General features: G+C 46.0%; 23 protein-coding genes. 16 read left to right on the top strand and 7 right to left on the bottom strand.

The genetic code is table 11. From position 1 onward, the window contains the following. Window positions 1-10 precede the first annotated feature (10 nt). The 6 genes from B5J94_RS07860 to fur all read left to right on the top strand — a co-directional run bounded on the left by B5J94_RS07860 (window position 11) and on the right by fur (window position 4,682). Complete coding sequence (locus B5J94_RS07860; RefSeq protein ID WP_079364047.1) at window positions 11-715, top strand: PDDEXK family nuclease; 705 nt, start codon at window positions 11-13, stop codon at window positions 713-715. A 132-nt stretch (window positions 716-847) separates the two neighbouring features. Next, the gene (locus tag B5J94_RS07855; RefSeq protein WP_079364046.1) at window positions 848-1,735 is read left to right on the top strand and encodes a class II glutamine amidotransferase; all 888 of its coding nucleotides are present in this window, start codon (window positions 848-850) and stop codon (window positions 1,733-1,735) included. A gap of 235 nt (window positions 1,736-1,970) precedes the next feature. Continuing rightward, window positions 1,971-2,111 carry a hypothetical protein gene (locus tag B5J94_RS14195; protein ID WP_156471064.1) on the top strand — a complete coding sequence of 47 codons (141 nt, stop codon included), beginning with the start codon at window positions 1,971-1,973 and terminating at the stop codon, window positions 2,109-2,111. Then, a complete protein-coding gene (locus B5J94_RS07845) occupies window positions 2,108-2,866 on the top strand; it encodes an alpha/beta hydrolase (protein ID WP_079364044.1) in 759 nt (252 codons plus the stop codon). The genes B5J94_RS14195 and B5J94_RS07845 overlap by 4 nt, the downstream gene beginning before the upstream one ends. Before the next feature lie 99 nt (window positions 2,867-2,965). After that, on the top strand, window positions 2,966-4,042 hold the full coding sequence (locus tag B5J94_RS07840; protein ID WP_062499983.1) for a cytochrome-c peroxidase: 1,077 nt from the start codon (window positions 2,966-2,968) through the stop codon (window positions 4,040-4,042). Window positions 4,043-4,235: 193 nt separating this feature from the next. Next, window positions 4,236-4,682: a ferric iron uptake transcriptional regulator gene (gene fur, locus B5J94_RS07835; protein WP_062499981.1), complete on the top strand. Its 447-nt coding sequence runs from the start codon at window positions 4,236-4,238 to the stop codon at window positions 4,680-4,682. A 58-nt stretch (window positions 4,683-4,740) separates the two neighbouring features. Here fur and B5J94_RS07830 read toward each other — a convergent pair whose 3' ends face one another. Next, complete coding sequence (locus B5J94_RS07830) at window positions 4,741-5,868, bottom strand: PilT/PilU family type 4a pilus ATPase (protein WP_062499979.1); 1,128 nt, start codon at window positions 5,866-5,868, stop codon at window positions 4,741-4,743. A gap of 9 nt (window positions 5,869-5,877) precedes the next feature. Further along, window positions 5,878-6,924, bottom strand: coding sequence for a type IV pilus twitching motility protein PilT (locus B5J94_RS07825; protein WP_062499977.1), 1,047 nt, complete (start codon window positions 6,922-6,924; stop codon window positions 5,878-5,880). A gap of 166 nt (window positions 6,925-7,090) precedes the next feature. Here B5J94_RS07825 and B5J94_RS07820 point away from each other — a divergent pair, with 166 nt between their 5' ends. Next, a complete protein-coding gene (locus B5J94_RS07820; RefSeq protein WP_062499975.1) occupies window positions 7,091-7,795 on the top strand; it encodes a YggS family pyridoxal phosphate-dependent enzyme in 705 nt (234 codons plus the stop codon). Window positions 7,796-7,894: 99 nt separating this feature from the next. On the opposite strand, the gene B5J94_RS14500 is transcribed toward B5J94_RS07820, so the two are convergent. Together B5J94_RS14500 and B5J94_RS07810 are read right to left on the bottom strand one after the other, a co-directional pair. Beyond that, entirely contained in the window at window positions 7,895-8,581 is a 687-nt protein-coding gene (locus B5J94_RS14500; RefSeq protein ID WP_211271067.1) for a cell division protein ZapA, read from the bottom strand. Window positions 8,582-8,601: 20 nt separating this feature from the next. After that, window positions 8,602-8,967, bottom strand: coding sequence for a hypothetical protein (locus tag B5J94_RS07810; RefSeq protein WP_062499973.1), 366 nt, complete (start codon window positions 8,965-8,967; stop codon window positions 8,602-8,604). Window positions 8,968-9,125: 158 nt separating this feature from the next. Between B5J94_RS07810 and B5J94_RS07805 the strand changes: the two genes are divergently transcribed. Together B5J94_RS07805 and B5J94_RS07800 are read left to right on the top strand one after the other, a co-directional pair. Continuing rightward, complete coding sequence (locus B5J94_RS07805) at window positions 9,126-9,773, top strand: UPF0149 family protein (RefSeq protein WP_062499971.1); 648 nt, start codon at window positions 9,126-9,128, stop codon at window positions 9,771-9,773. 927 nt (window positions 9,774-10,700) lie between these two features. Next, on the top strand, window positions 10,701-11,795 hold the full coding sequence (locus tag B5J94_RS07800) for a zinc-dependent alcohol dehydrogenase family protein (RefSeq protein WP_062500424.1): 1,095 nt from the start codon (window positions 10,701-10,703) through the stop codon (window positions 11,793-11,795). Window positions 11,796-11,914: 119 nt separating this feature from the next. Here B5J94_RS07800 and B5J94_RS07795 read toward each other — a convergent pair whose 3' ends face one another. From B5J94_RS07795 to miaB, 3 genes are read right to left on the bottom strand one after another with little or no spacing between them, the layout of a single operon-like run. Next, window positions 11,915-12,334: a hypothetical protein gene (locus B5J94_RS07795; RefSeq protein WP_062500422.1), complete on the bottom strand. Its 420-nt coding sequence runs from the start codon at window positions 12,332-12,334 to the stop codon at window positions 11,915-11,917. A gap of 42 nt (window positions 12,335-12,376) precedes the next feature. Continuing rightward, entirely contained in the window at window positions 12,377-13,348 is a 972-nt protein-coding gene (locus B5J94_RS07790; protein ID WP_062500420.1) for an AAA family ATPase, read from the bottom strand. A gap of 51 nt (window positions 13,349-13,399) precedes the next feature. Beyond that, window positions 13,400-14,902: a tRNA (N6-isopentenyl adenosine(37)-C2)-methylthiotransferase MiaB gene (miaB, locus tag B5J94_RS07785; protein WP_062500418.1), complete on the bottom strand. Its 1,503-nt coding sequence runs from the start codon at window positions 14,900-14,902 to the stop codon at window positions 13,400-13,402. A 315-nt stretch (window positions 14,903-15,217) separates the two neighbouring features. Between miaB and pstS the strand changes: the two genes are divergently transcribed. From pstS to B5J94_RS07750, 7 genes are all read left to right on the top strand, one after another. Further along, window positions 15,218-16,387, top strand: coding sequence for a phosphate ABC transporter substrate-binding protein PstS (pstS, locus tag B5J94_RS07780; RefSeq protein WP_062500416.1), 1,170 nt, complete (start codon window positions 15,218-15,220; stop codon window positions 16,385-16,387). 220 nt (window positions 16,388-16,607) lie between these two features. Further along, complete coding sequence (gene pstC, locus B5J94_RS07775; RefSeq protein ID WP_062500414.1) at window positions 16,608-17,579, top strand: phosphate ABC transporter permease subunit PstC; 972 nt, start codon at window positions 16,608-16,610, stop codon at window positions 17,577-17,579. Window positions 17,580-17,843: 264 nt separating this feature from the next. Further along, window positions 17,844-18,761, top strand: coding sequence for a phosphate ABC transporter permease PstA (gene pstA, locus B5J94_RS07770; RefSeq protein ID WP_062500554.1), 918 nt, complete (start codon window positions 17,844-17,846; stop codon window positions 18,759-18,761). Between the two features lie 193 nt (window positions 18,762-18,954). Further along, on the top strand, window positions 18,955-19,830 hold the full coding sequence (gene pstB / locus B5J94_RS07765) for a phosphate ABC transporter ATP-binding protein PstB (RefSeq protein ID WP_197035901.1): 876 nt from the start codon (window positions 18,955-18,957) through the stop codon (window positions 19,828-19,830). Between the two features lie 108 nt (window positions 19,831-19,938). Further along, complete coding sequence (gene phoU, locus B5J94_RS07760; RefSeq protein ID WP_062500552.1) at window positions 19,939-20,610, top strand: phosphate signaling complex protein PhoU; 672 nt, start codon at window positions 19,939-19,941, stop codon at window positions 20,608-20,610. 105 nt (window positions 20,611-20,715) lie between these two features. Beyond that, on the top strand, window positions 20,716-21,396 hold the full coding sequence (gene phoB, locus B5J94_RS07755) for a phosphate regulon transcriptional regulator PhoB (protein WP_062500550.1): 681 nt from the start codon (window positions 20,716-20,718) through the stop codon (window positions 21,394-21,396). Between the two features lie 54 nt (window positions 21,397-21,450). Then, entirely contained in the window at window positions 21,451-22,704 is a 1,254-nt protein-coding gene (locus B5J94_RS07750) for an ATP-binding protein (RefSeq protein ID WP_062500548.1), read from the top strand. The last annotated feature ends 28 nt before the right edge of the window (window positions 22,705-22,732 follow it).

Raw genomic sequence — 22,732 nt, 5'->3', positions numbered from 1 at the left:
GGTAACTACAATGTTTAATGACAAACAACAATTGGGTTCGGTCACTGCAAAAGGCGGATTTGATAATGAAAAAACCATTGTCGCCAAATTCAATGATTATAAAAATGACACTCACGTCCAAGCATGGCTTACCATAATGGGCTATAACACCGATAATATTCAAACGCTTAACGCCATGCACATTCCTACACGCCTAAATAAAAACAAAGCCACACAATTTGGCATTAGTGCCGAGCAATTTGACTTGACCCAAAAATATAAAAAAGCCGACTTACAAATTCAATTAACCATTAAGATTGATGATATTATTTATCGTGAAAACATTTCTTTAAAAAAAGCAGATTTGTCCGCCAATTTTAATCAAATAGACAAACGAGCGGTAAGCACCTATCAGCAAATGTGGGGATTTGATGATGACATCGCCAAAACACTCAAGCAATTTACAGGCGAGATTACCCCCACCGAAGAAGAGCAAGCCCTATTAAAAGACAAAAGACGGTGGTATTTAACCGAATTGCCCAGTAGCGACACCCAAAAACTGCTAGAATTTTTGAGTGCCAACAAATATCTCATCATCAGCGATATCATCAAAGGGCGTGGTATGCTGTGTGCCGAGTGGTTTTTGGTGAGTCGTTTTTGTGGGGACGGCACGATTGATTATTGCCTAAAAAACATCAATGAAGTCATCAACCACTACGCCCAAGGCGATGTATAGATTAGCCCAAAAGGAAGTCTCATCATCGGCAGGCTTACCGCCTAGCGTAAAGGCGGTACGCCCGACCCCACGTCTTTGCAATTTAAAATCAAACCTTTGGATATTTTTAATTCATAAAAACTAGGTAAAACCATGTGCCAACTACTTGGAATGAACTGCAACACCCCCACCGACATCGGATTTAGTTTTACAGGCTTTCGCCAGCGGGGCGGGGGGACTGACCATCACGAAGATGGGTTTGGTATCGCCTTTTTTGAGCGTGGCGAGACGGGCAAGATAGGCTTACGCCAGTTCCATGACAATCAGCCGTCGCACCTATCGCCTGTGGCGGATTTAATTAATCAGTATCCCATCAAGGCGATGAATGTCATCGCTCATATCAGACGGGCGACCATTGGCGAGAAAAATAACCTGTCTAATATTCACCCCTTTGTGCGTGAAGTGTGGGGCGAGCAGTGGGCGTTTGCTCATAATGGACAGATGACTGACAGCTTTATCCGTCGCACCGAACGCTTGCATGACAACGGTAATGCCGAGCATTATTCGCCCGTAGGTACAACCGACAGCGAGCTTGCGTTTTGTTATCTCTTAAACCGCTTAAAAGCCACTTTTAAATCCCGTCCGTCCGATGAAGCCTTATTTGCTTTTTTGACCGCACAATGCCGTTATCTATCCGCCAATGGGCTATTTAACTGCTTGATTTCTAACGGCAACTGGCAACTGGCGTACGCAGGCAGTCTGCTCTTTTATCTCACTCGTAAAGCCCCCTTTGGCGAAGCTCATCTGTCGGATGGCGAGATGAGTGTCAACTTTGGCGATGTCACCACCAGTAAGGATAAAGTGACGATACTGGTTACCATACCGCTGACCACCAATGAAAAATGGCAACAGATTGCCGTGGACGAATGCGTGGTGTTCCAAGACGGCGACGTGGTCTTTAAAGATACGCCCAGTAAAAAAACCTACCTATCTATTGAGGACGGTATCGCCTTGGCAAGAAGTGTGGGGGCGAGTGTTTAGGGCGTGTTGAACCTTTATAACACTATTTACAATATAGAAATGTTTTAGAAATAAACTAATCGTTTTTGCATGAAAAATGGCTAAATCTTGTTTTTCTTCGTCAAAAACTTGTCTGATAGAATGACTATCAGCCTGCGTTTTTTCCTTGAAAAACGTGCGATTTTTCTCATTTTTCATTGCAAATACAAAAGTTCAACACGCCCTAGTTTTGATTTTGAACAATTTGTGAGCAATCATGAAAAAATACATTATAATGCTGATGATGGCATGGGGTTTGCTTGGTATCATGCCAACCGCCCACGCATGGCAACCTGCCACCATGTTAAACAGTCATGAAAAAGTGGTGTATTCTAGCTACACCGATAAAATTACCTGATACAAGTCGCCACCATCGGCAAAAGACCTGCCAACGGCTATCCTGTCATCTATGTGCTAGACGGCAATGCGTTTTTTGGGGTGGCAAGCTCTATCGCTCAAATGAATCACGACAAGCCGAGCGAAAAAAATCCCAAATCGCTCATGGTTGTGGGCATCGGCTACCCCACAGGGCGAGCCTTTGACATACCAAACCGCACACACGACTATACGCCACCGTCCGACAGCTACCCTGCTCCAACAGGCGAGCAGACGGCATTTGGTGGGGCGGATTATTTTCATGCTTTTATCGCTGATGAACTTGCCCCCATGCTAGATAAAGAATTTGGCATTAACCCCAATCACCGCACGCTCATCGGGCATTCTTATGGTGGATTGTTTGGGCTGTATCTGCTCATGGCTCGTAGCGAGAGTTTTGATAATTATGTCATCGTCAGTCCGTCTATTTGGTGGAATGACAAAAGCATTTTGGCTCATCAAAAGGGAATTATCGCCACGCCCAACATCAAAAACGTCCTTATCACACTCGGCGAACACGAGCTAAATGCCCGACACCGAAGCCCCAAAGCCTCCACCACCATGCTAGAAAATAGCGACGCCTATATGATGAGCCAACTTTTAAAAAACAAACTGCCCTACGCTAATGTAACTTTCCACTTCAACCCCAACCACTCCCACGGCGAAAATGCCTATCCGTCCATCATACAAGGCGTGAACATGGCGTATCAGGCGTGCAAGGCGGACTCAAACTGTTAAATCTTGTCAAGCCAAAAAGCATACGATAATCATTCGCTTTACAGTTTTATAAAACAGGTTTATAATAACCCACCAAACATAACAAGCTGATTTATCGCAATGTTACGAGTGGTTTTTGTGGTGTTGGCTATCATGTTTAGCACCTGTCAGGCAGTAGCTCACACATCATCAGGCGAATGCGACATACAATGTTTACGCCTTGCTTATGCCAAACCTACCGACCAATGGTTGGCACCAACCATTGATGACGGCGTGGCATGGGCAGAGCTTGCCCCCATTGGCACGCCACCCATGCCCACACCCCTAAGCGAGCTTGGCAAACGGTTATTTTTTGAAACCGCCTTGTCATCAGACGGACAAATCGCCTGTATCACTTGCCATGACCCGCACCACGCCTTTGCCGACCCACGTCCCGTATCGCTTGGCGTATATGACCGACAAGGCACCCGCAACAGCCAATCCTTGACACATCTGGGATTAGATAGCCCACAACACGCCTTTTTTTGGGACGGACGAGCCAAGACCTTGCATGAGCAAGTACTTATGCCCCTAACCGACCCCAACGAGATGGACATCACGCTAGACAGCGTGCCAAACCGCTTGGCAAATGCAGGATACCTGCCACACTTTCGGACGGTGTTTGGGAGGCAGATGACCGCCATTGACATCAATCAAGTCGCCCACGCTCTGACTGCCTATCTACACACGCTGACCCCCACGCCCACCCGTTTTGATGAGTTTTTAAAGGGCGACATCACGGCTTTGAGTGATGCCGAACTGTTGGGCTTACACCTATTTCGCACCAAGGGGCGGTGCATGAATTGTCATTTTGGGCAAGCGATGAGCGATGGCGATTTTCACAATCTCAATCAAACCTTAGCGGGACGCACCCGCCAAGATTTTGGCAAATATGAAATCACAGGCGACCCTGCCGATTTTGGTAAATTTAAAACCCCGTCTTTGCGAAACCTTAGCACATCAAAACCGTGGTTTCATCATGGACTGTTTACCAATTTGCGTGGCGTGGTGGCGATTTATAACACAGGCATGGACATACCACCCACCAGCACCGCCCCACCCATTGCCCACGCTGACCACTTAGACCCACTCATCAAACCGCTAGGGCTGACCGCTGATGAGATGGACGCATTGACGGCGTTTTTGCTGACGTTGTAGCAAGATTAAAAAAACCAATCCCAAAAATCAGGCATTTTGTCCACAAATCCTCAATTGATGGATGAAATTTTATCAAAAGTGTGTTAAAGTACACTTATCTTGTAACTGATTATCAAATGATAATCAAAAGAGCTGTGATGATTTATAAAATCAATAATCAGCGACTAAGTCCACGATTTAAAAGGTGATGAACATGGCATTTACTAACAAAGATTTACGCAAGGCAGGTCTGAAAGTAACCTTGCCCCGCATGAAGATTTTAGAGCTATTAGAGAACGCAGAACACCACCACATGAGTGCCGAAGACGTGTACAAGGCACTTGCCGAGCAGGGCGAAGATGTCGGCTTGGCGACGGTGTACCGTGTGCTGACCCAGTTTGAACAGGCAGGTATTGTTGAGCGTCATAACTTTGAAAATAACCTATCGGTGTTTGAGATTGCCCAAGAAGAGCATCATGACCATTTGGTGTGTGATGTCTGTGGTAAGATTGAAGAGTTTCATAATGCCATCATCGAAGATGAGCAAGAGAAAATCGCTGAAAAGTATAACTTCAAGCTGTCAGGGCACTCACTGGTCTTGCATGGCGTGTGCGATAACGAAGAGTGTCAAAAAACCCTTGACCCTGCCAATAAAAGCTAGGCTAAGAGTTATAAAAAAAGACTGGTCATGCCAGTCTTTTTGTTTGCCTATCGCCAGGTTATGAGTAGTCGCCCATATCAATAGAGAGTTTGGCAGACTCTTCTTCGACCGCGGCAGCATTTTTGCTTTCCAGTTTGATTTGTAAGCGTAGGTCGTTCGGGCTGTCAGCGTGTTTGAGTGCGTCTTGATAGGTAATTTGCCCTGATTCATACAGGTCAAACAACGCTTGGTCAAAGGTCTGCATGCCGATGTCACGAGAGCGTTTCATCACAGGCTTAATCTCATGAATCTCGCCCTTACGGATGTAGTCAGCGATGAGCTGTGTGCCTAGTAGAATCTCGATGGCGGCACGACGACCTTTGCCATCAGGGGTTGGGATAAGCTGTTGGGCGATGATGGCACGCAAGTTGAGTGACAAGTCCATGAATAACTGTCCGTGTCTGTCCGCTTCAAAAAAGTGAATGATACGGTCGATGGCTTGGTTGGCGTTGTTGGCGTGGAGTGTGGCAAATACCAAGTGACCCGTCTCAGCGTATTGGATGGCATAGCTCATGACTTCACGGTTACGAATCTCGCCGATAAGGATAACATCAGGGGCTTGACGTAGGGTGTTTTTTAGCCCTTCTTCAAACGAGAGTGTGTCAATACCCACTTCACGCTGAGTGACGATACAGCCTTTGTGCTGATGGACGTATTCAATCGGGTCTTCGATGGTGATGATGTGACCACGAGAGTTCTCGTTACGATGTCCAATCATGGCAGCCAGCGTGGTGGATTTACCTGTACCTGTCGCACCGACAAGTAGGATAATGCCACGCTTTTTCATGGCAAGCTCTTTTAGAATCGGCGGTAGTTTTAGATCTTCGGTCGTGGGAATTTGCGTCTCAATCTTACGCAACACCATCGCCGCCTTGTTACGTTGAATCATTGCTGACACACGAAAACGAGCGGTTTCGGCTTTATCAGAGATGGCAAATTGGCACTCGTTGGTCTCATGGAACTCTTTTTTCTGAGCTTCGGTCATGATACTGGTCACCAGTGCCATGGTCTGCTCAGCGGTCAGTGGCGTTTTGGTCATGGGCAAAATGGTACCATTGACTTTGAGTGACGGGGGAACGCCTTCGGTGATAAAAAGGTCAGAGCCGTTTTTGGCAATCATCACTTGTAGTAGTTTATCAAAATCCATGTAAGCTCCTTATAAGAATGCTTCTGGCTGTTTGGCATAGACACGTGCCGTCTCTTTGGTGATGGTGCGAGACGCGACCAAGTTCTTTAACGTCTGGTCAAGGGTAATCATGCCTTCGCCTGCCCCTGTTTGGATGGCAGAGTACATTTGGGCGATTTTGTTTTCACGGATAAGGTTACGAATGGCAGGTGTGCCAAGCATAATCTCATGAGCCACCACACGACCGCCCCCGACTTTTTTGAGTAGGGCTTGCGAGATAACTGCTTGCAAGGACTCGGATAACATCGCACGAATCATGTCTTTTTCGGCGGCAGGGAATACGTCAATCACACGGTCAATGGTCTTGGCGGCAGAGTTAGTGTGGAGTGTGCCAAACACCAAGTGTCCTGTTTCGGCAGCGGTCAAGGCAAGACGGATGGTCTCCAAGTCACGCATCTCACCGACCAGAATGATGTCAGGGTCTTCACGCAGTGCTGAACGCAAGGCGGCATCAAAGCCTAGGGTGTCACGGTGTACTTCACGTTGGTTCACGAGTGATTTTTTGGACTCGTGGACAAACTCGATGGGGTCTTCAATGGTTAGGATATGCTCTTTACGGCTTTCGTTGATGTAGTTAATCATCGCCGCCAGTGTGGTTGATTTGCCCGAACCTGTCGGGCCTGTGACCAGCACCACGCCACGCTTAAAGTCAGAGACCTTTTTAAAGACAGGACCCATGCCCAAATCTTCCATGGTTAGAACCTTGGATGGAATGGTACGAAATACCGCACCAGCACCACGGTTTTGGTTAAAGGCGTTCACACGAAAACGAGTCAAACCAGGGATTTCAAACGAGAAGTCCGTTTCTAAAAACTCTTCGTAGTCGGCACGCTGTTTGTCATTCATGATGTCATAAATGAGCTTATGCACGGTAGAGTGGTCCATCTCGGGGGTGTTGATACGCACCACTTCACCATCCACACGAATCATGGGCGGTAGTCCTGCCGATAAGTGCAAGTCGGACGCTTTATTTTTTACCACAAAACGCAGTAGGTCTTCAATACTAGGAGCTGACATGGGATTGCCTTAAAAATGAATAAACTAGATAAATTATGGGCTTATTATACAATATTTTGCTTTGCCATTAAACCACGTCCCGTCAGATATTACAATCCATTTTATGCCAAAGTTTATGCCATTTGTGGGGATTTTCTGCTAAAATACAAAGATTTAAGGAAAAACCATGACACAAGCTCCCCATCATTCATCATCCAACGCACTTATCAAACGGCATACGGCAGTCAAAGAACGTCTAAACGCCATTAATGACACATACCAAGCCAACCCCAAAGCGGTGCTACTTGCCGTCTCAAAAACCAAGCCATCATCGGACATTGCCACGCTGTATCAGGCAGGGCAGGGTGATTTTGGTGAAAATTACTTACAAGAAGCCTTGATAAAAATCAACGAACTGGCACATCTGTCGATAACATGGCACTACATCGGACACATTCAGCGGAACAAAACCAAAGACATCGCCACGCATTTTGACTGGGTGCAAACGGTGGAGCGAGACATCATCGCCCAAAGGCTAAGCGACCAACGCCCAGATGACCGCCCACCCCTAAACGTGCTTATCCAAATTAACATCGACGATGAAGCGAGCAAATCAGGCTGTCATATTGATGAATTAGATGAGCTTGTACAGACCGTGATGGGCTTGCCAAAACTTCGTTTGCGTGGACTGATGATTATCCCAAGCAAAGACGGCACGGACGCATTTGTCCGTACCAAAGCGATATTTGATGACATTAAAGGGCGTTTTGACTTGCCCGACTTTGACACATTGTCTATGGGCATGAGTGGCGACATGGAGCAGGCAGTTGCCCACGGCTCAACGATGGTGCGAGTGGGAACGGCGATATTTGGCGAGCGGGATTATGGTTGATTTAAAAGGTTTTTTAAAAAATCTTTAAAAGATGTTTAATTTATAAAAAATAAAATGGCGTTTTAACACGCCATTTTTTAATATCACTTTATAAGCATTTTACAACACCGAACGGGCGTCTTTGGTGATTTTTTCAATCAGGGCTTTGGCACGTTCGTTGTCTAGCAGTTGATTTTTGCGGTCGTTTTTTAGGCTTTGACATTGGTCGTACAGCTCCAAGCAAGTCAGTACCAACAGCTCTTCGTTACTGGGATTTTTGCCTTTGACGGCACGGCGAAGCTCACGGATTTTGTCATTGATGTATGCCCCTGCTTGCTCTAACTGTGCCACTTCATCGACAGGACAGGTAATGCGGTGTGATGACCCTGCAATGCTCAAATCAACCGCCTTAAAGCTCGGCTTGTCCGCTTTGTCAGCAGGTTTGGCCGGGGCTTTGGATGTTGTGGGTGTGGCGTGGGACGTGGCAGGGGTATTGCCAATATTGCCAAGCGTGCTGTCGCTTGCTTTTGGGGCAGGCGTGGGCGTGGCAGGTTTGGCAGGGGCTGAATTTTCTGTATTTTGATTATTTTGGTTTTGGCTTAGATTTTGGCTTAGATTTTGGCTTAGATTTTGGCTTAGATTTTGGTTTGAGCTTAAACTTGGGTTTGAACTTTGGCTTGGGTTTGGGTTTTGTTGTGTTTTTTGCTCGGCGGTCTTGCTCGGCTCGCTTGGGGCAGATGTCTCATGCGATGGGCTGACTTTGATGTTGTTTTTGGCACCGAATTTGATGGCAGAATGAATGTTCATGAGTGTGTCCTTGTTGATTTTTATTGGTGATTTTGGTTGTCAATTTTGCTAAGCCATGTTTGGATGACTTCGGCACGGCTGATGGCAAGGGCGTTTTTCTCGGCAAGATCCTTGTTTTGTTTGGCTAGGCGTTCGTTGTCTTGGCTAAGCTCATCTAGGCGTTTGTCCAGCTCATCTTGGGCGGACAGTAGCTCTTTGATACGGGCGTGCAAGGCGTTGTTTTCGTCTTTGCTTTGGCTGATTTCAAGCTGTAACTGGCTGATTTGACGGGGGCTGTCATCATGTGCCAATTTGTGTTTGAGATTGGCAAGTTCGGTGGCGGTGATGTTGTAGCGTGCTTTTAGCTCGGTGATGGTCTGCTCTAAGAGTTGTAATTGGGTTAGCATGGGTGTTCCTAGGATAATGGGCGATAAGCGATTGTTCAGCGATGATTGGTGTGTTATTGTAGCATGAGATTTTAAAAACACAAAACACCCTTGACTTTTGCCAAAATGACGGCATTTATAGGGCAGTTTAACCAACAGTAACCAACAGCGAGAGCCTTATGAGTGATGATTTATCAGGATTTAATGACTGGACAGAAGCGTTTAGCACATGGACAGATGTCTCTATCAGTGAACTACATGGTCTCATGAGTGCCTTGATGACCGCCTGTCATCCCACGGACGTGGCAGGATGGTCGGCGATATTGACTGAGCTTAGCTTTGCCCTGCCTGATGAGCGGGCGTTGGAGTTGTTGGCGGAGTATGGTGAAGACGTAAGTTTTGCCTTAAAAGACAAAGATGATGCCTATGGCTATGAGCCACTGGTGCCTGATGATGAGCATGAGTTGTCCGAGCGGTTTTTGGCATTAAAAGACTGGGCAGGGGGCTTTATCACGGGGCTTGGCGTGGCAGAAGTCGCTTTGACGGCAGATGAACGTGAGCAGGTGGCTGACCTTGCCAAAATCGCCAGTATCCGCCCTGACGAAGAAGATGAGTTTGATGGCGACGAAGAAGAGTATCTGTACTTATTTGAATTTGCCCGCATGGTGCCAGTGAGCCTATCTAATCGCAAACGCAAAAACGTGGCGGATTTGTCCATCATCAAAGGCTTATCCCCCGACCGTCTCACCGCCAGCGAAATCCAAAAAGAACACGAAGCCCAAAAGGAGCTACCGCCTGTGTTTAATGCGATGGATAAAAAGCAGTAGGTGGGGCTATCCAAAATCGGTTTTTGTGGATTTGACAAATTTGACAATTTTAAAAAGGACGTGGCGAACATGTCCTTTTTAAAATTGTCATTTTCATAAATTTTATAAAGTTTTGAATGGGCTTGCAGGATAAATTGCAATTTGCCCTTGATAAATGAATTGCTTATATATGCCCAGCCAACTTAATATTTACCACGGGTTTGTAGGGGTGTGCTGAGCACACCCTTTGATGACGTTACTACACAAGGCATGCACAGCACGCCCCTACACCTAAACATCATTATGTTTGTAGTAATTTTAAAGTTTCTTAGGTTTAAATGATAAAAAATGATTTTAAGGGGAATTTTGTTTTTTTAAAATTGTCATTTTTATAAAAAATTATCCCAATTTAAAATAAATTTTCATATTTTTAAAAACACCCTTTATCATTCATTTTTTAAAATAAAATAATATAACATAACAAAAAATACAAATACGATGGCATAAAAAATTACCCAAATGATTTATTAGGAAAATCTTTAAATTGTCATAAAAATTTCATTGGAAATTCCCCAAAAATTTTGCTACATTAGAGTTAGGGCATGTTAAACATTGATAACATTTTATTGGAATTGATAAAGTTTGATGATTTAATCAATTTTTGCATGAAAAATGGCTAAATCTTGTTTTTCATCGTCAAAATCCTTGTTGATATTTCAATATCAACTGCGGACTTTTCCTTGAAAAACGTGCGATTTCTCTCATTTTTCATGGCAAATATCAACATTTAACATGCCCTAAGGAATTTATCAGACAAATAAATTTCTAGGTTTGCCAATGATTATTTTGTCAAATGAAAATGATGATTGGTAAGAATATTTTCTTTATCAATGATGACTGATGATTTTTATTGGTTATTTTGATAAATATCAGTAAATGGAGACAATCATGACCAAGCCTGCCACGATGAAAGCGATGACCTATTATGGAGCCGATGACATTCGTTTTGAAGAGCGACCCACGCCAGCAATTATTGACCCCACCGATGCGGTGATTCGCATGACCAAGACCACGATTTGTGGGACGGATTTGGGGATTTGGAAAGGCAAAAACCCTGAGATTGAAGCGACTGCTCGTGCCAAGACTGGCGAGTGGACAGGGCGCATCCTAGGACATGAAGGCGTGGGTGTTGTGGAAGAAGTTGGTTCAGCCGTCAAAAACTTCAAAAAAGGCGATAAAGTCATCATCTCGTGCGTGTCTCGCTGTGGTTCGTGCGAAAACTGCCAAAAACAGCTCTATGCCCATTGCCGTGCTGACGGTGGTTGGATTATGGGATATATGATTGACGGTACGCAAGCAGAGTATGTGCGTACGCCATTTGCCGACAACTCCTTGTATCATCTGCCCGACAACCTAAACACAGACGTGGCGGTGTTCTTGTCAGACGCTCTGCCGACAGGGCATGAGATTGGCGTGCAGTATGGCGATGTCAAACCAGGGGATTCTATCGTCATCGTGGGGGCAGGGCCTGTGGGCATGGGCGTGCTACTAACAGCACAAATGTACTCGCCTGCGACCATCATCATGGTGGACATGGACGATAACCGTCTGGCGATGGCAAAAGAGATGGGAGCGACCCACACGGTCAATTCATCATCGGGCGTGGCGGATGCCGTAGAAGCCATTCGTGCCATCACGGACGGACGTGGCGTGGACTGTGCCATCGAAGCGGTGGGCATTCCTGATGCATGGGACATTTGCCAAAAGACTGTCAAAGAAGGCGGTAATATCGCCAACGTGGGCGTACATGGCACGTCGGTGAACTTTGAGCTTGAAAAACTGTGGATTAAAAACCTAAAAATCACCACAGGGCTTGTCAATGCTAACACCACAGGCATGTTGTTAAAGACCTGTGAATGCAGTAAATTGCCGATGGACAAACTTGCCACGCACCATTTTAAATTTGATGAGATGGAAAAAGCCTATGACGTGTTCAAACATGCGTCAGAAAATAAGGCGATGAAAGTGATTATTGAATATTGATATCGTATTTTTAGTCAAAATACCAAGCACAAAACCCAAAGCATGACTTTGGGTTTTTTGTTGGGTGTCGTCATGACAATGAGTGTTTGATGTATCACGCTTTGAAAAACATTTAACCATCAAAACGGCATGTCATCATACAGGTCAAATGGTGATGGCTTGGGCGGTGGTGGGGAAACGGTCACTTCTAGCTCTACCTTGGGGTGGTCGGTGCGGTCAAAGCCTGTGGGCGTGATGTGATAATGCGAGTGGGGATGGTCAGGTGCTTCGTGTAGGATGTCGCTGATTTGGGGCAGGCGGTAAAAGGCTTGATAGAGTCCACGCACGCCAAACTTCTCAATGGCATCATGGTGCTTGTCTGCCATGTCGGACAGTACGGCATCACTGATACTGGCGGTACAGCTTATCATGGCAAGTTTGTTTTTAAAGGCGACAAAGGGCGATGTTGGGCTGTTTTTTAGGATGTCAATCATCTGCTCTTGGCTGATGTCATCTAGGGTGATGATGGTGCCGATACGCCCTGCCAGCTCATCAGGCAAGCCAAAGTCGGTGAGCCTAAGCTGGTGGTCGGGCGTGCCTTGTTAGGTTTTGGCATTCATAAAGCCGATGGGGGCTCTCTCATTACGCTGATGGATGTTAAAACTACCGCCTAGGACAAAGAGCATGCGACTGCTGTCAATACCGCCATTGTCGCTGTCTTTGACGGGAAAGGGGGTCGTGCCTTCGATGATGGTCAAAATCTCAGTCACCAAAGACAGATGATACGCCCCTAACATCAGACCATCATTGATGAATAATTTATCAAACTCATCAAAAAAGATGACCGAATGCTCTGCTTTGGCGATGTTCTTGTTGCTCGCTTGTAGTAGGCTTGCCCCGATGTCTGCCAACGTCATGCCTTTGTAGCCTGCGTTGCTGATACTTGGGGCATTGACCGCCAAAAAATTGACATCAAACATTTTGCACAGCTGTTTGATGATGTGGGTTTTGCCACTGCCTGTCTTGCCCGTCAAAAAGATGGGGGCGGTGCTGGTGTGGCTGTTGGGGCTGTTGAGACTGTGTTTGGTTTTATCCTTGCTGTCTGTGGTTTTGTCTGTACTTTGGCTCTCTGTTTTATTGTCTGTTTTGCCGTCGGTGGTTTTGTTGTCCGTATTTTTATTTTCTATGTCATCTAGCGTTTTAAAAAAGTCATCATCAAGACCAAGGGCTTTACCAAATTCATCAAGGAATTTTTGTCGGTCGCTTTGAGGTTGATAGGTTTTTTGTGTTTGTCTGTCTTTTTGACTGGTTAGGTGGTAGAAAAAGACGGTGGATAGCTCACGCAGGGCATTCGGCTGATGTAGGACGTAGCGACTTGCCTGTTTAAAGATTTGTTTGGGCGTGGGAATGGTGCCATGCTCGCCGTGGCCGTCGTCCTGCGTGATGGGCAGAACGTCATCACGCAAGTTTTTGCTGAGCATGGCAAGGTCTAGGTATGCAGGTTTGCCCTGCTCGTCTGTCTGCACGGGCAGATGTAGCACCTTGATGGAGACGGTCGGACTATTGTTTGACAAAATAACTCCTTAATCAGCCAAAACAAACCAAGATGAACCAAGCCAAGAGACTTAGCCTAACACTTCAACCAGCTCACCTTCAACCAAATGCATGCTAATCGCCTTATCAATGCGGACATTGACAAATTTGCCGAGCAGTTCATCACCGCCACGAAAAATCACCGAACGGGTGTTGTCGGCTGTGCCATGCAAATAGCCGTCTCGGCGGTTGGCACGTTCTTCGACCAGTACTCGCACGGTCTGACCGACCATCGCTCGGGTCTTGGCAAAGGTAGAATCCTTGATGACTTCCTGAAAAGTCGCCAATCGCTCTTTTTTGGTCTCAAAGCTGACATTATCGGGCAAATCGGATGCAGGCGTGCCAGGGCGTTTTGAGTAGATAAAGCTGTATGAATGGTCAAAATCTAACTCTTTGGCAAGATTTAGCGTGTCGGCAAAGTTTTCATCGGTCTCATTAGGAAAGCCGATGATAAAGTCGCTGGATAAATGCAAATCAGGGCGAATGGCTTTTAACTTATTGATTTGATTGATATAAATATCAATGGTGTGATTGCGTTTCATCGCTTGCAAAATGGCGTTAGAACCAGATTGGACAGGCAGGTGCAAATGCGAGACGAGTTTGGGGATGTGCCGATAAGCGTCAATGATGTCATCGGTGAACTCTAAGGGGTGGCTTGTGGTGTAGCGAATGCGTTCAATGCCATCAATGTGGGCGACATAGTGCAACAGCTCGCTAAATCGGCAAATCGTGCCGTCATCTTTCTCGCCCCGATAGCCATTGACGTTTTGCCCCAAAAGGTTAATCTCACGCACGCCTTGCTCGGCTAAGCTATCAATCTCGGCAAGCACGTCATCGAGCGGACGAGACAACTCTTCGCCACGGGTATAAGGCACGACACAAAACGAGCAGTATTTTGAACAGCCTTCCATGATAGAGACAAATGCCTTATAGCCTTCGACCTTTGGCTCGGGCAAAAAGTCAAATTTCTCAATGCTAGGAAATGACACATCAACCACGCCAATGCGAGTTTTGCCGTTTTTGCCAGTGTTGGTATGCTCCACGTTCAATGCCTTGGCACGGGCGGTCTTGGCGGTCAGCTCATCATACATCTGGGGCAGGCGGTGCAAGGTCTGCGGGCCAAAAACCATGTCCACATAGGGGGCACGTTTTTGGATATTATCGCCTTCTTGGGACGCCACACAGCCCCCCACGCCGATGACCAAATGGGGGTTTTTGTCTTTGAGTTTACGCCAACGCCCCAGCTCGGAGAATACTTTTTCTTGGGCTTTTTCACGGATAGAGCAGGTATTCATAATCAGCACGTCAGCTTCATTAATGTCGTCGGTAACGATCATGCCATGACTGTCGCCTAACACATCGCCCATTTTTTGGCTGTCGTATTCGTTCATCTGACAGCCTTGGGTGGCGATAAAGACTTTTTTGGGGGCGGTTGGGTCTTTGGGTAGTTGTTCTAAGTGAGACAAATCCAACTGCGATAACGTGGGGGTGTGGGGTTTGGTGTTGGTTTTGGGATTAAAAGTAGCAACGGTCATGGTTTTCTCCAAGGGTTTGCCAAATGGGGGATAAAGGGACTATTATAGCATATGGCAGTGGTATTTTGGAAAAATATGGCTCGCTCATTTGGTGGTTTGTTCTTTTTTAAATTGTCAAATTATTAAATTGCCCAAATTACCAAAATGTCAAATTGCTAACTTTGTCCATCCCGCATCCACACCTATTTTACCCTGTCATAAAACTGTCATCAAACATTCACTAAGCTGTCATACAAACACGGCAAAATACGCACAGCGATTGTAATTGCCATCGGCAAGCAGTCGCACCAATTTTCCCATTACATCGGAGTTTGTATGTCAGTTCAGTTATCTTTTACTCATAAACTGCTTGCCCTAAGCGTGGCAGGCGTATTTGCCCTAACAGGGTGCAATAAAAACACCCCAAAAGAAGGCACGCCCATCGGTGCCGATGGCAAACCTGTCGAAACCGCCACCGCTCCTGCTGATAAACAGATGACTACCCCAAGCACAGGCGAATTTGCTAGCCTAAAAATCACAGGGGCAGGGGCATCGTTCCCACAACCCATCTATGCCAAGTGGTCGGCTGATTTTAACTCTGCCACAGGCGGACAAGTCAATTACCAATCCATCGGCTCATCAGGCGGCATCAAGCAAATCAAAGAAAAAACCGTGGACTTTGGGGCATCAGATGCACCGCTTACCGTGGACGAGCTAAACGCTGATGGGCTGATTCAGTTCCCCACCGTGATTGGCGGTGTCGTGCCTGTCATCAATGTCGATGGCGTGGCAGCAGGGCAATTAAAGCTAGATGGCGACACGCTTGCCAAGATTTATCTGGGCAAAATCACCAAATGGAACGACCCTGCCATCACTGCCCTAAACGAAGGCGTAACCTTGCCTGACGCCAATATTACCACCGTGTTCCGCTCAGACGGCTCAGGCACGACCTTTAACTTCACCGACTATCTCGCCAAAGTATCGCCCGACTGGGCAAGTGCAGTTGGCGTGGACAAAGCGGTTAAGTGGCCAACGTCCGCCACAGGCATGGGCGGTAAGGGCAATGACGGCGTGGCAAGCTATGTGGGGCGTGTCAAAAACTCCATCGGCTACGTTGAATACGCCTTTGCCAAACAAAACAACATGGCTCACGTCTCCCTAAAAAATGCCAAAGGCGAATTTGTTCAGCCATCGGCAGACAGCTTTGCGGCGGCAGGGGACATTGACTGGTCGGCAGAAGCAGGCTTTAACAAAGTGCTGACCAATTCAGACACCCAAGGGGCATGGCCGATTGCGGCGGCGACCTTTATCATCGTCCACAAAAATCCCCAAAACCCCGAACAAGTCAAAGGCGTGCTTGAGTTCTTTAACTGGGCGTATGCCAATGGCGATGACTCTGCCAAAGCTTTGGATTATGTGCCATTTAGCGATACGGCAGTCGGTCTGTTTAAGGCAAGTTGGGCGGACGTGAAAGGGGCGGACGGTCAGCCGTTGTTTAATAAATAATGTGAATAAAAAATAAGGGGGATATTTTCGCCCTTATGACAAATTAAATTGGGTTAATTAAAATTCATAAATCGCAATTTAAAATAATTTGGGATTAAAAATATTTGAATTTTTATTTATGATTTTAAATCAATTATCTAAATGACAAATAGGTTAAATCATTTCCCAAATTATTTTGCATTTTAAATAAAATTTAATTTAAAAAATCAAAAGGTCAATCATGACAACACACACCGCCCATGCCGATAGCCTAAAAGGGCAATTAAATAAACAAAAAAAGCTAGACGCCATCTTTGTGCTGGCCACCAAATTTTTTGCCTTGCTTGTATTGTTGTCGTTGGGCGGGATTTTAGCATCGCTCGTCATCGGGGCAATCCCAAGTATGCAAGCCTTTGGCTTGGGCTTTTATACCAGTAGCGAATGGAATCCTGTGTCGGGCGAGTATGGGGCATTGGCTCCGATTTATGGCACGCTCGTTACGTCATTTATCGCCATTTTGATTGCTGTGCCAGTGAGCTTTGGCATTGCGGTGTTTTTGACCGAGCTATGCCCAAAAATGCTCAAAAAACCCCTAGGCATCGCCATCGAACTTTTGGCAGGCGTACCGTCTATCATTTATGGTATGTGGGGCTTGTTTGTGTTTGCTCCGTGGTTTGGCGATAAGGTTCAGCCGTGGCTCATTCATCATTTGGGTGGATTGCCTGTGGTTGGTACGCTGTTTAATGGGGCTCCCATGGACATTGGGCTATTTACCGCAAGCCTTGTCCTTGCCATCATGATTATCCCCTTTATCGCTGCTACCATGCGAGATGTGTTCGCTGTCGTGCCTGACCTGCTAAAAGAATCCGCCTATGGCGTGGGGGCGACTACGTGGGAAGTCATGACCAAAATCGTCCTGCCCTACACCAAAGCAGGCGTGGTTGGCGGTGTGATTTTGGGGCTTGGGCGTGCGTTGGGCGAGACGATGGCGGTAACGTTTCTTATCGGAAACACCTTTAACATCACGCCCAGTATGTTCGCATCGGGGGTGTCCATCACGTCCGCCCTTGCCAACGAATTTGCCGAAGCGTCCAGCGAATTGCATTTATCATCGCTACTGCATTTAGGCTTAATCTTATTTGTCATTACCTTTATTGTCTTGTCAATTTCCAAAATTATGCTGATGCAAATTGATAAAAAGGCAGGGAAATAAGGCGATAAGATTAAAGGTAAGTTTTGAATTTTAAATAAATCTCTTTCCAAACTAAAAATAAACCCTTGTAAGTATTAGGGTTGAAGTTTTTAAAAATCTACAAAAATCAGGGTTTGGAAAGAAGTCTAATAAAGTTGTAGGGGCGTGTTGCACACGCCTGTTGGTAAGACTAATATGGTTGGGCGTGCAGAGCACGCCCCTACGGTGGTATATTTTGAGGTTAAACAAGTATACACCAACCCCAAAGGTTAAAAGAAGGTTATCATGACCACACTTACGCACGAAAAGCCAACCACCCCAACGCCCAAATTCCATGAGCGTATGAATGGCACGTTGTACCAAAAACGCAAATTCAAAAACGCCCTTGGCATTGGCTTTACCATGTCAGCGATGGTGTTTGGGCTGTTTTGGCTTGTTTGGATTTTGATTACGCTGTTTTCTCGTGGAGCGACAGGCTTTATGGAATTGCCCATTTTTACCGCCAACACCCCACCCCCTGCTACCGTGGGCGGTCTCAAAAATGCCATTGTTGGTTCGGCAATGCTTGCTTTCTCGGGACTGTTTATCGGCACGCCCGTGGGACTCATGGCAGGGATTTATCTGGCAGAATTTGCCGATAATGATGGCAAATTTGGGCGGACGCTTGGCGGTATCACTCGTTTTTTAAATGACATTTTGCTGTCGGCTCCGAGTATCGTCATCGGTCTGTTTGTCTATGCTCTCATGGTGTCGGGCGGTCGGGGGTTTTCGGGCTGGGCAGGGGCGGTCGCTTTGGCTCTTATCGTCATTCCTGTGGTCGTGCGTACCACCGAGAATATGCTCGCCCTTGTGCCAAACGCCCTTAGAGAATCCGCCTACGCCCTAGGCACGCCTAAGTACAAGCTCGTTGGACACGTTACCCTAAAATCCGCCAAAGCAGGCGTGATTACAGGTGTACTCCTTGCCTTTGCCCGTATTACAGGCGAGACCGCTCCGCTACTGTTCACCGCTTTAAATAACTTGTATTTTAGCATGGACATGAGTCAGACGATTGCCAATTTGCCAAATACGATTTATCAATTTTCTATGAACCCTGATATTACTTGGAATAAATTGGCGTGGTCGGCGGCACTCTTGATTACCCTTGCTGTCTTGTCATTAAATATCTTGGCAAGATTTATTGGCGGTAAAGAATATAAATAAGTAGTTTAAAATTTAACATTGCTTAATAAAGATATATTTGAAAATTTGGACGTGTAGGGGCGAATTACAGTTGCCCAATTATCAAAATCCAATAAAGGACAAATTGCAATTTGTTCCTACCATTGCCCTAAAATATACCAAATAAGCAATGCTAAATATGTTTAAAATTTAATTACCCATTAGGAAAAATCCCATGTCAGCGTTATTAGAAAAACCCACCCAAACCCACACTTCATTTACCAATCATCAGGCAGATTTTATGACCCTAAACGCCCCCATTGTGGATAACCATACTCGCCAAACTGATAAAGTCATCGTGCCAAAAATGTCGGTGCGTGAATTAGACTTTTATTATGGCGATTTTAAAGCCCTAAAAGGCATAAATTTGGACATTGCCGACAAAAAAGTAACCGCCTTTATCGGGCCATCAGGCTGTGGCAAATCTACCTTACTTCGCACGTTTAATAGAATGTATGATTTGTATCAAGGCATGAGAGCAGACGGGCAGATTATTCTAGATGGCGAGAATATTTTGGACAAATCGGTGGACGTGAACTTACTCCGTGCCAGAGTGGGTATGGTGTTCCAAAAGCCTACGCCTTTTCCGATGTCCATTTATGACAATGTCGCCTTTGGGGTAAAACTCTACGAGAAACTCTCAAAATCCGAGATGGACGACAGGGTGGAGTGGGCACTAAAAAAGTCCGCCCTATGGAATGAAGTCAAAGACAAGCTAAAAGCGTCAGGGCTGTCCTTATCAGGCGGACAACAGCAACGCCTATGTATCGCCCGTGCCGTGGCAACTCGCCCCGAAGTCTTACTGCTTGATGAGCCAACGTCTGCCCTTGACCCGATTAGCACAGGGGCGATTGAAGATTTGATTGATGATTTAAAAGAAGATTATACCATTGCCATTGTTACGCATAATATGCAACAAGCGGCACGGTGTTCTGATTATACTGTTTATATGTATCTAGGTGATATGATTGAAATGGGTGAGACCAAAGAGATATTTACCAACCCCAAACAAAAAGCGACCGAAGATTATATTACAGGGCGGTATGGTTGATTTGTTTTTATTTAAATGTTAATTATAAAAAATTTAACTTTAAAAATGATTTTTTGAAAAATATAATTAACAATGCTGATAATTTTTAATTAAAATTTGGAAAAAATAATGGAAAAACACACTTCAAAATCCTACGACCACGAATTAACCGTTGCCAAAGAATTGCTCCTAACCATGGGCAATTTGGCAATCAGTAATGTCGGTAAAGCCATCAAAGCCCTATCCGATGGCGACAAGGAGCTGGCACGGGCGGTCATTGAGTCGGACAAGACAATCAATGACTATGAAAGACAGCTTGATGATAAGGTGGTAAAACTTGTTGCCATGCGTCAGCCCACGGCGGTGGATTTGCGGTATATCATGAGCATGAGTAAGGCGGTGATTGACCTTGAACGGATTGGCGATGAAGCGGTAAAAATCGCTCGCATTGCCCTATATGACACGCCCATTCATGCCAATGTCCACACCCTTGCCGACAATGTGCGTATGATGACGCTGGACGCTCTGGAAGCCTTTAATAATCATGACAGCCGTTTTGCCTTTGATGTCATGCAGATGGACGAGCTTGTAGATAGCGAGTATGGCGAGCTTTTGGTGGCATTACAGGACAAAGATGAGATAAAATCGTCCGAGATTATGCACACGCTGTGGGTATTGCGAGCGTTGGAGCGGGTGGGCGACCATGCCCGTAACGTGGCAGAGCTTGTCATCTATACCAGTAGCGGTACGGACATTCGCCATAGCGAGATGAGTGTGGTGCGTGATGTTGTGGGGGAGTAGGTTGCAAATAGTTACCCACTTTTGTGATGTTTTGTGTTATTGTTATAGCATTGTTATTTTTTGGCAATGCCCTATATGGGCTGTTGTATGAATTAAGGATAACCCATGCCTACCATTTTAATCGTTGAAGACGAACCTGCCATTAACGAGCTGATTGCCACGACGTTACAGATGGCGGATTTTGAGACGGTGTCGGCGTATGATGTCAAGACGGCTCATCGTCAGATTGTGGACGCTCGCCCTGATTTGATGATATTGGATTGGATGTTGCCCCAAGGCACATCGGGGGTGGATTTTTGTCGCTTGCTCAAAAAGGACAGCAGTACCGATGACATTCCCATCATCATGCTGACCGCCAAAGGCGAAGAAGATAATAAAGTACTGGGGCTAGACGCTGGGGCGGATGATTACATGACCAAGCCATTTAGCACCAAAGAGCTGGTGAGCCGTGTCAAGGCGGTGTTACGCCGTAGCATGCCAACCGATAAAGTGCTGAGCGTGGGCGAGCTGTGCCTTGATGACAAAAGTCAGCGAGTGTCGGTCGCTAAGTCGCCTGTGGCGGTCAGTAGCACCGAGTATAAGCTGTTAAAATTTTTCATGACCCATCCTGAGCGAGTGTACAGTCGCAGTCAGATATTAGACCATGTGTGGGGTGGTAATGTGTATATTGATGAGCGTACCATTGACGTGCATATCCGCCGTTTGCGTAAGGTGCTTGCCCCGCATGGCGTGGACGGGCTGATTCAGACGGTGCGTGGGACGGGTTATCGGTTTTCTAGTCAATGATTAATAAAAATATTTTAAAAATCAAAATGATATAACAAAAGCAAGGCAAGTTTCATGTTGGACGATAAAGGGCTTGATAAGAAAGGGCTTGATAAGACAGATACGACGGCAGATGTTGTCGGTCGGTCATCGGCTGTCAATGCAAAGGCTGTCAATGCAAAGTTAGACGCAGCTCCTGATTTATCCGATGATTTTTATCAGATATTAGAATCATCCGATGACATGCTGATGATATTAGATGAACACGAACGCATAGTGTGGTATAACTCATCGGCACTGTTTATCTTAACTGCTTATGTGGATAAGCCGATTATCGGTGCTAAGGTGTCATCGCTGATTTTAAATCATGAATTTTTGGAAAAATTCCCTGACATTTTTCACGCCATTTATCAATCTGCCAAATCGGCTAATCCAACCAACCAACCCAACCTAACCAACACCACCAAACCTGCCGAGCCTACTGCCAAATCCGCCAAACAAGCCTTTGAATTTTTCGGGCAGATTTACCGTGGCGAGATTTATAAGGTTACACTCGCTAGGATTAATAACGCCTACAACCACGTGCTTTTGACCGTCGCCAATCACACCTACATTCATCATCTAGAACAAATGCGAACTGACTTCGTGGGCAACGTGTCGCACGAAATGCGAACGCCTTTGACGGTACTGATGGGCTATATCGAGACATTCTCAAACGCTCCAAGTCTAGAACCCAAATGGCAACGGGGCTTTGCCTTGATGAGCGAGCAAGCACGGCGGATGAATAACTTAGTCAATGACCTGCTCATGCTGTCACGACTAGAACATGATGACAGCGAGCAACAAGTGGCGGTGGACATGCCCCGATTGCTCATGCAGGTCTTTGATGACGCCCGTGCGACCAACAAAGAGTTTGGGCATTTGCTAGACGTACATCTAGACACCGAACGTCATGTGCTGGGCATTGAGAAGTATTTGTACAGTGCCATTTTAAATCTTGTCATCAACGCCATGAAATACACGCCCACAGACAGCACCGAGACAGGCAGGCAGGGCGAGATTAGCATTTTGTGGGAAGAGACATCAGATGGCGGACTGCTAAGCATTGCTGATAATGGCATTGGTATTGAAGAGACGCATTTGGTACGCCTGACCGAGCGGTTTTATCGGGTTGATAGCGGGCGTTCTCGTGCCACAGGTGGGACAGGACTTGGGCTTGCCATTGTCAAACATGTCCTGCACAAACATGGGGCGAGCTTGCACATCGATTCGGTGTTGGGTCAAGGTTCTACCTTTAAAATCCTATTTCCCAAAGAGCGATTGGTTTGATGATTTTAAAATTGGGCGTGACCATGAT

The organism is Moraxella lacunata (assembly GCF_002027545.1).
GTDB classification, from domain to species: Bacteria; Pseudomonadota; Gammaproteobacteria; order Pseudomonadales; family Moraxellaceae; genus Moraxella; species Moraxella lacunata.
The sequence above is the reverse complement of the archived record's forward strand: the minus strand, read 5'-3'. Positions and strand labels throughout refer to the sequence as shown.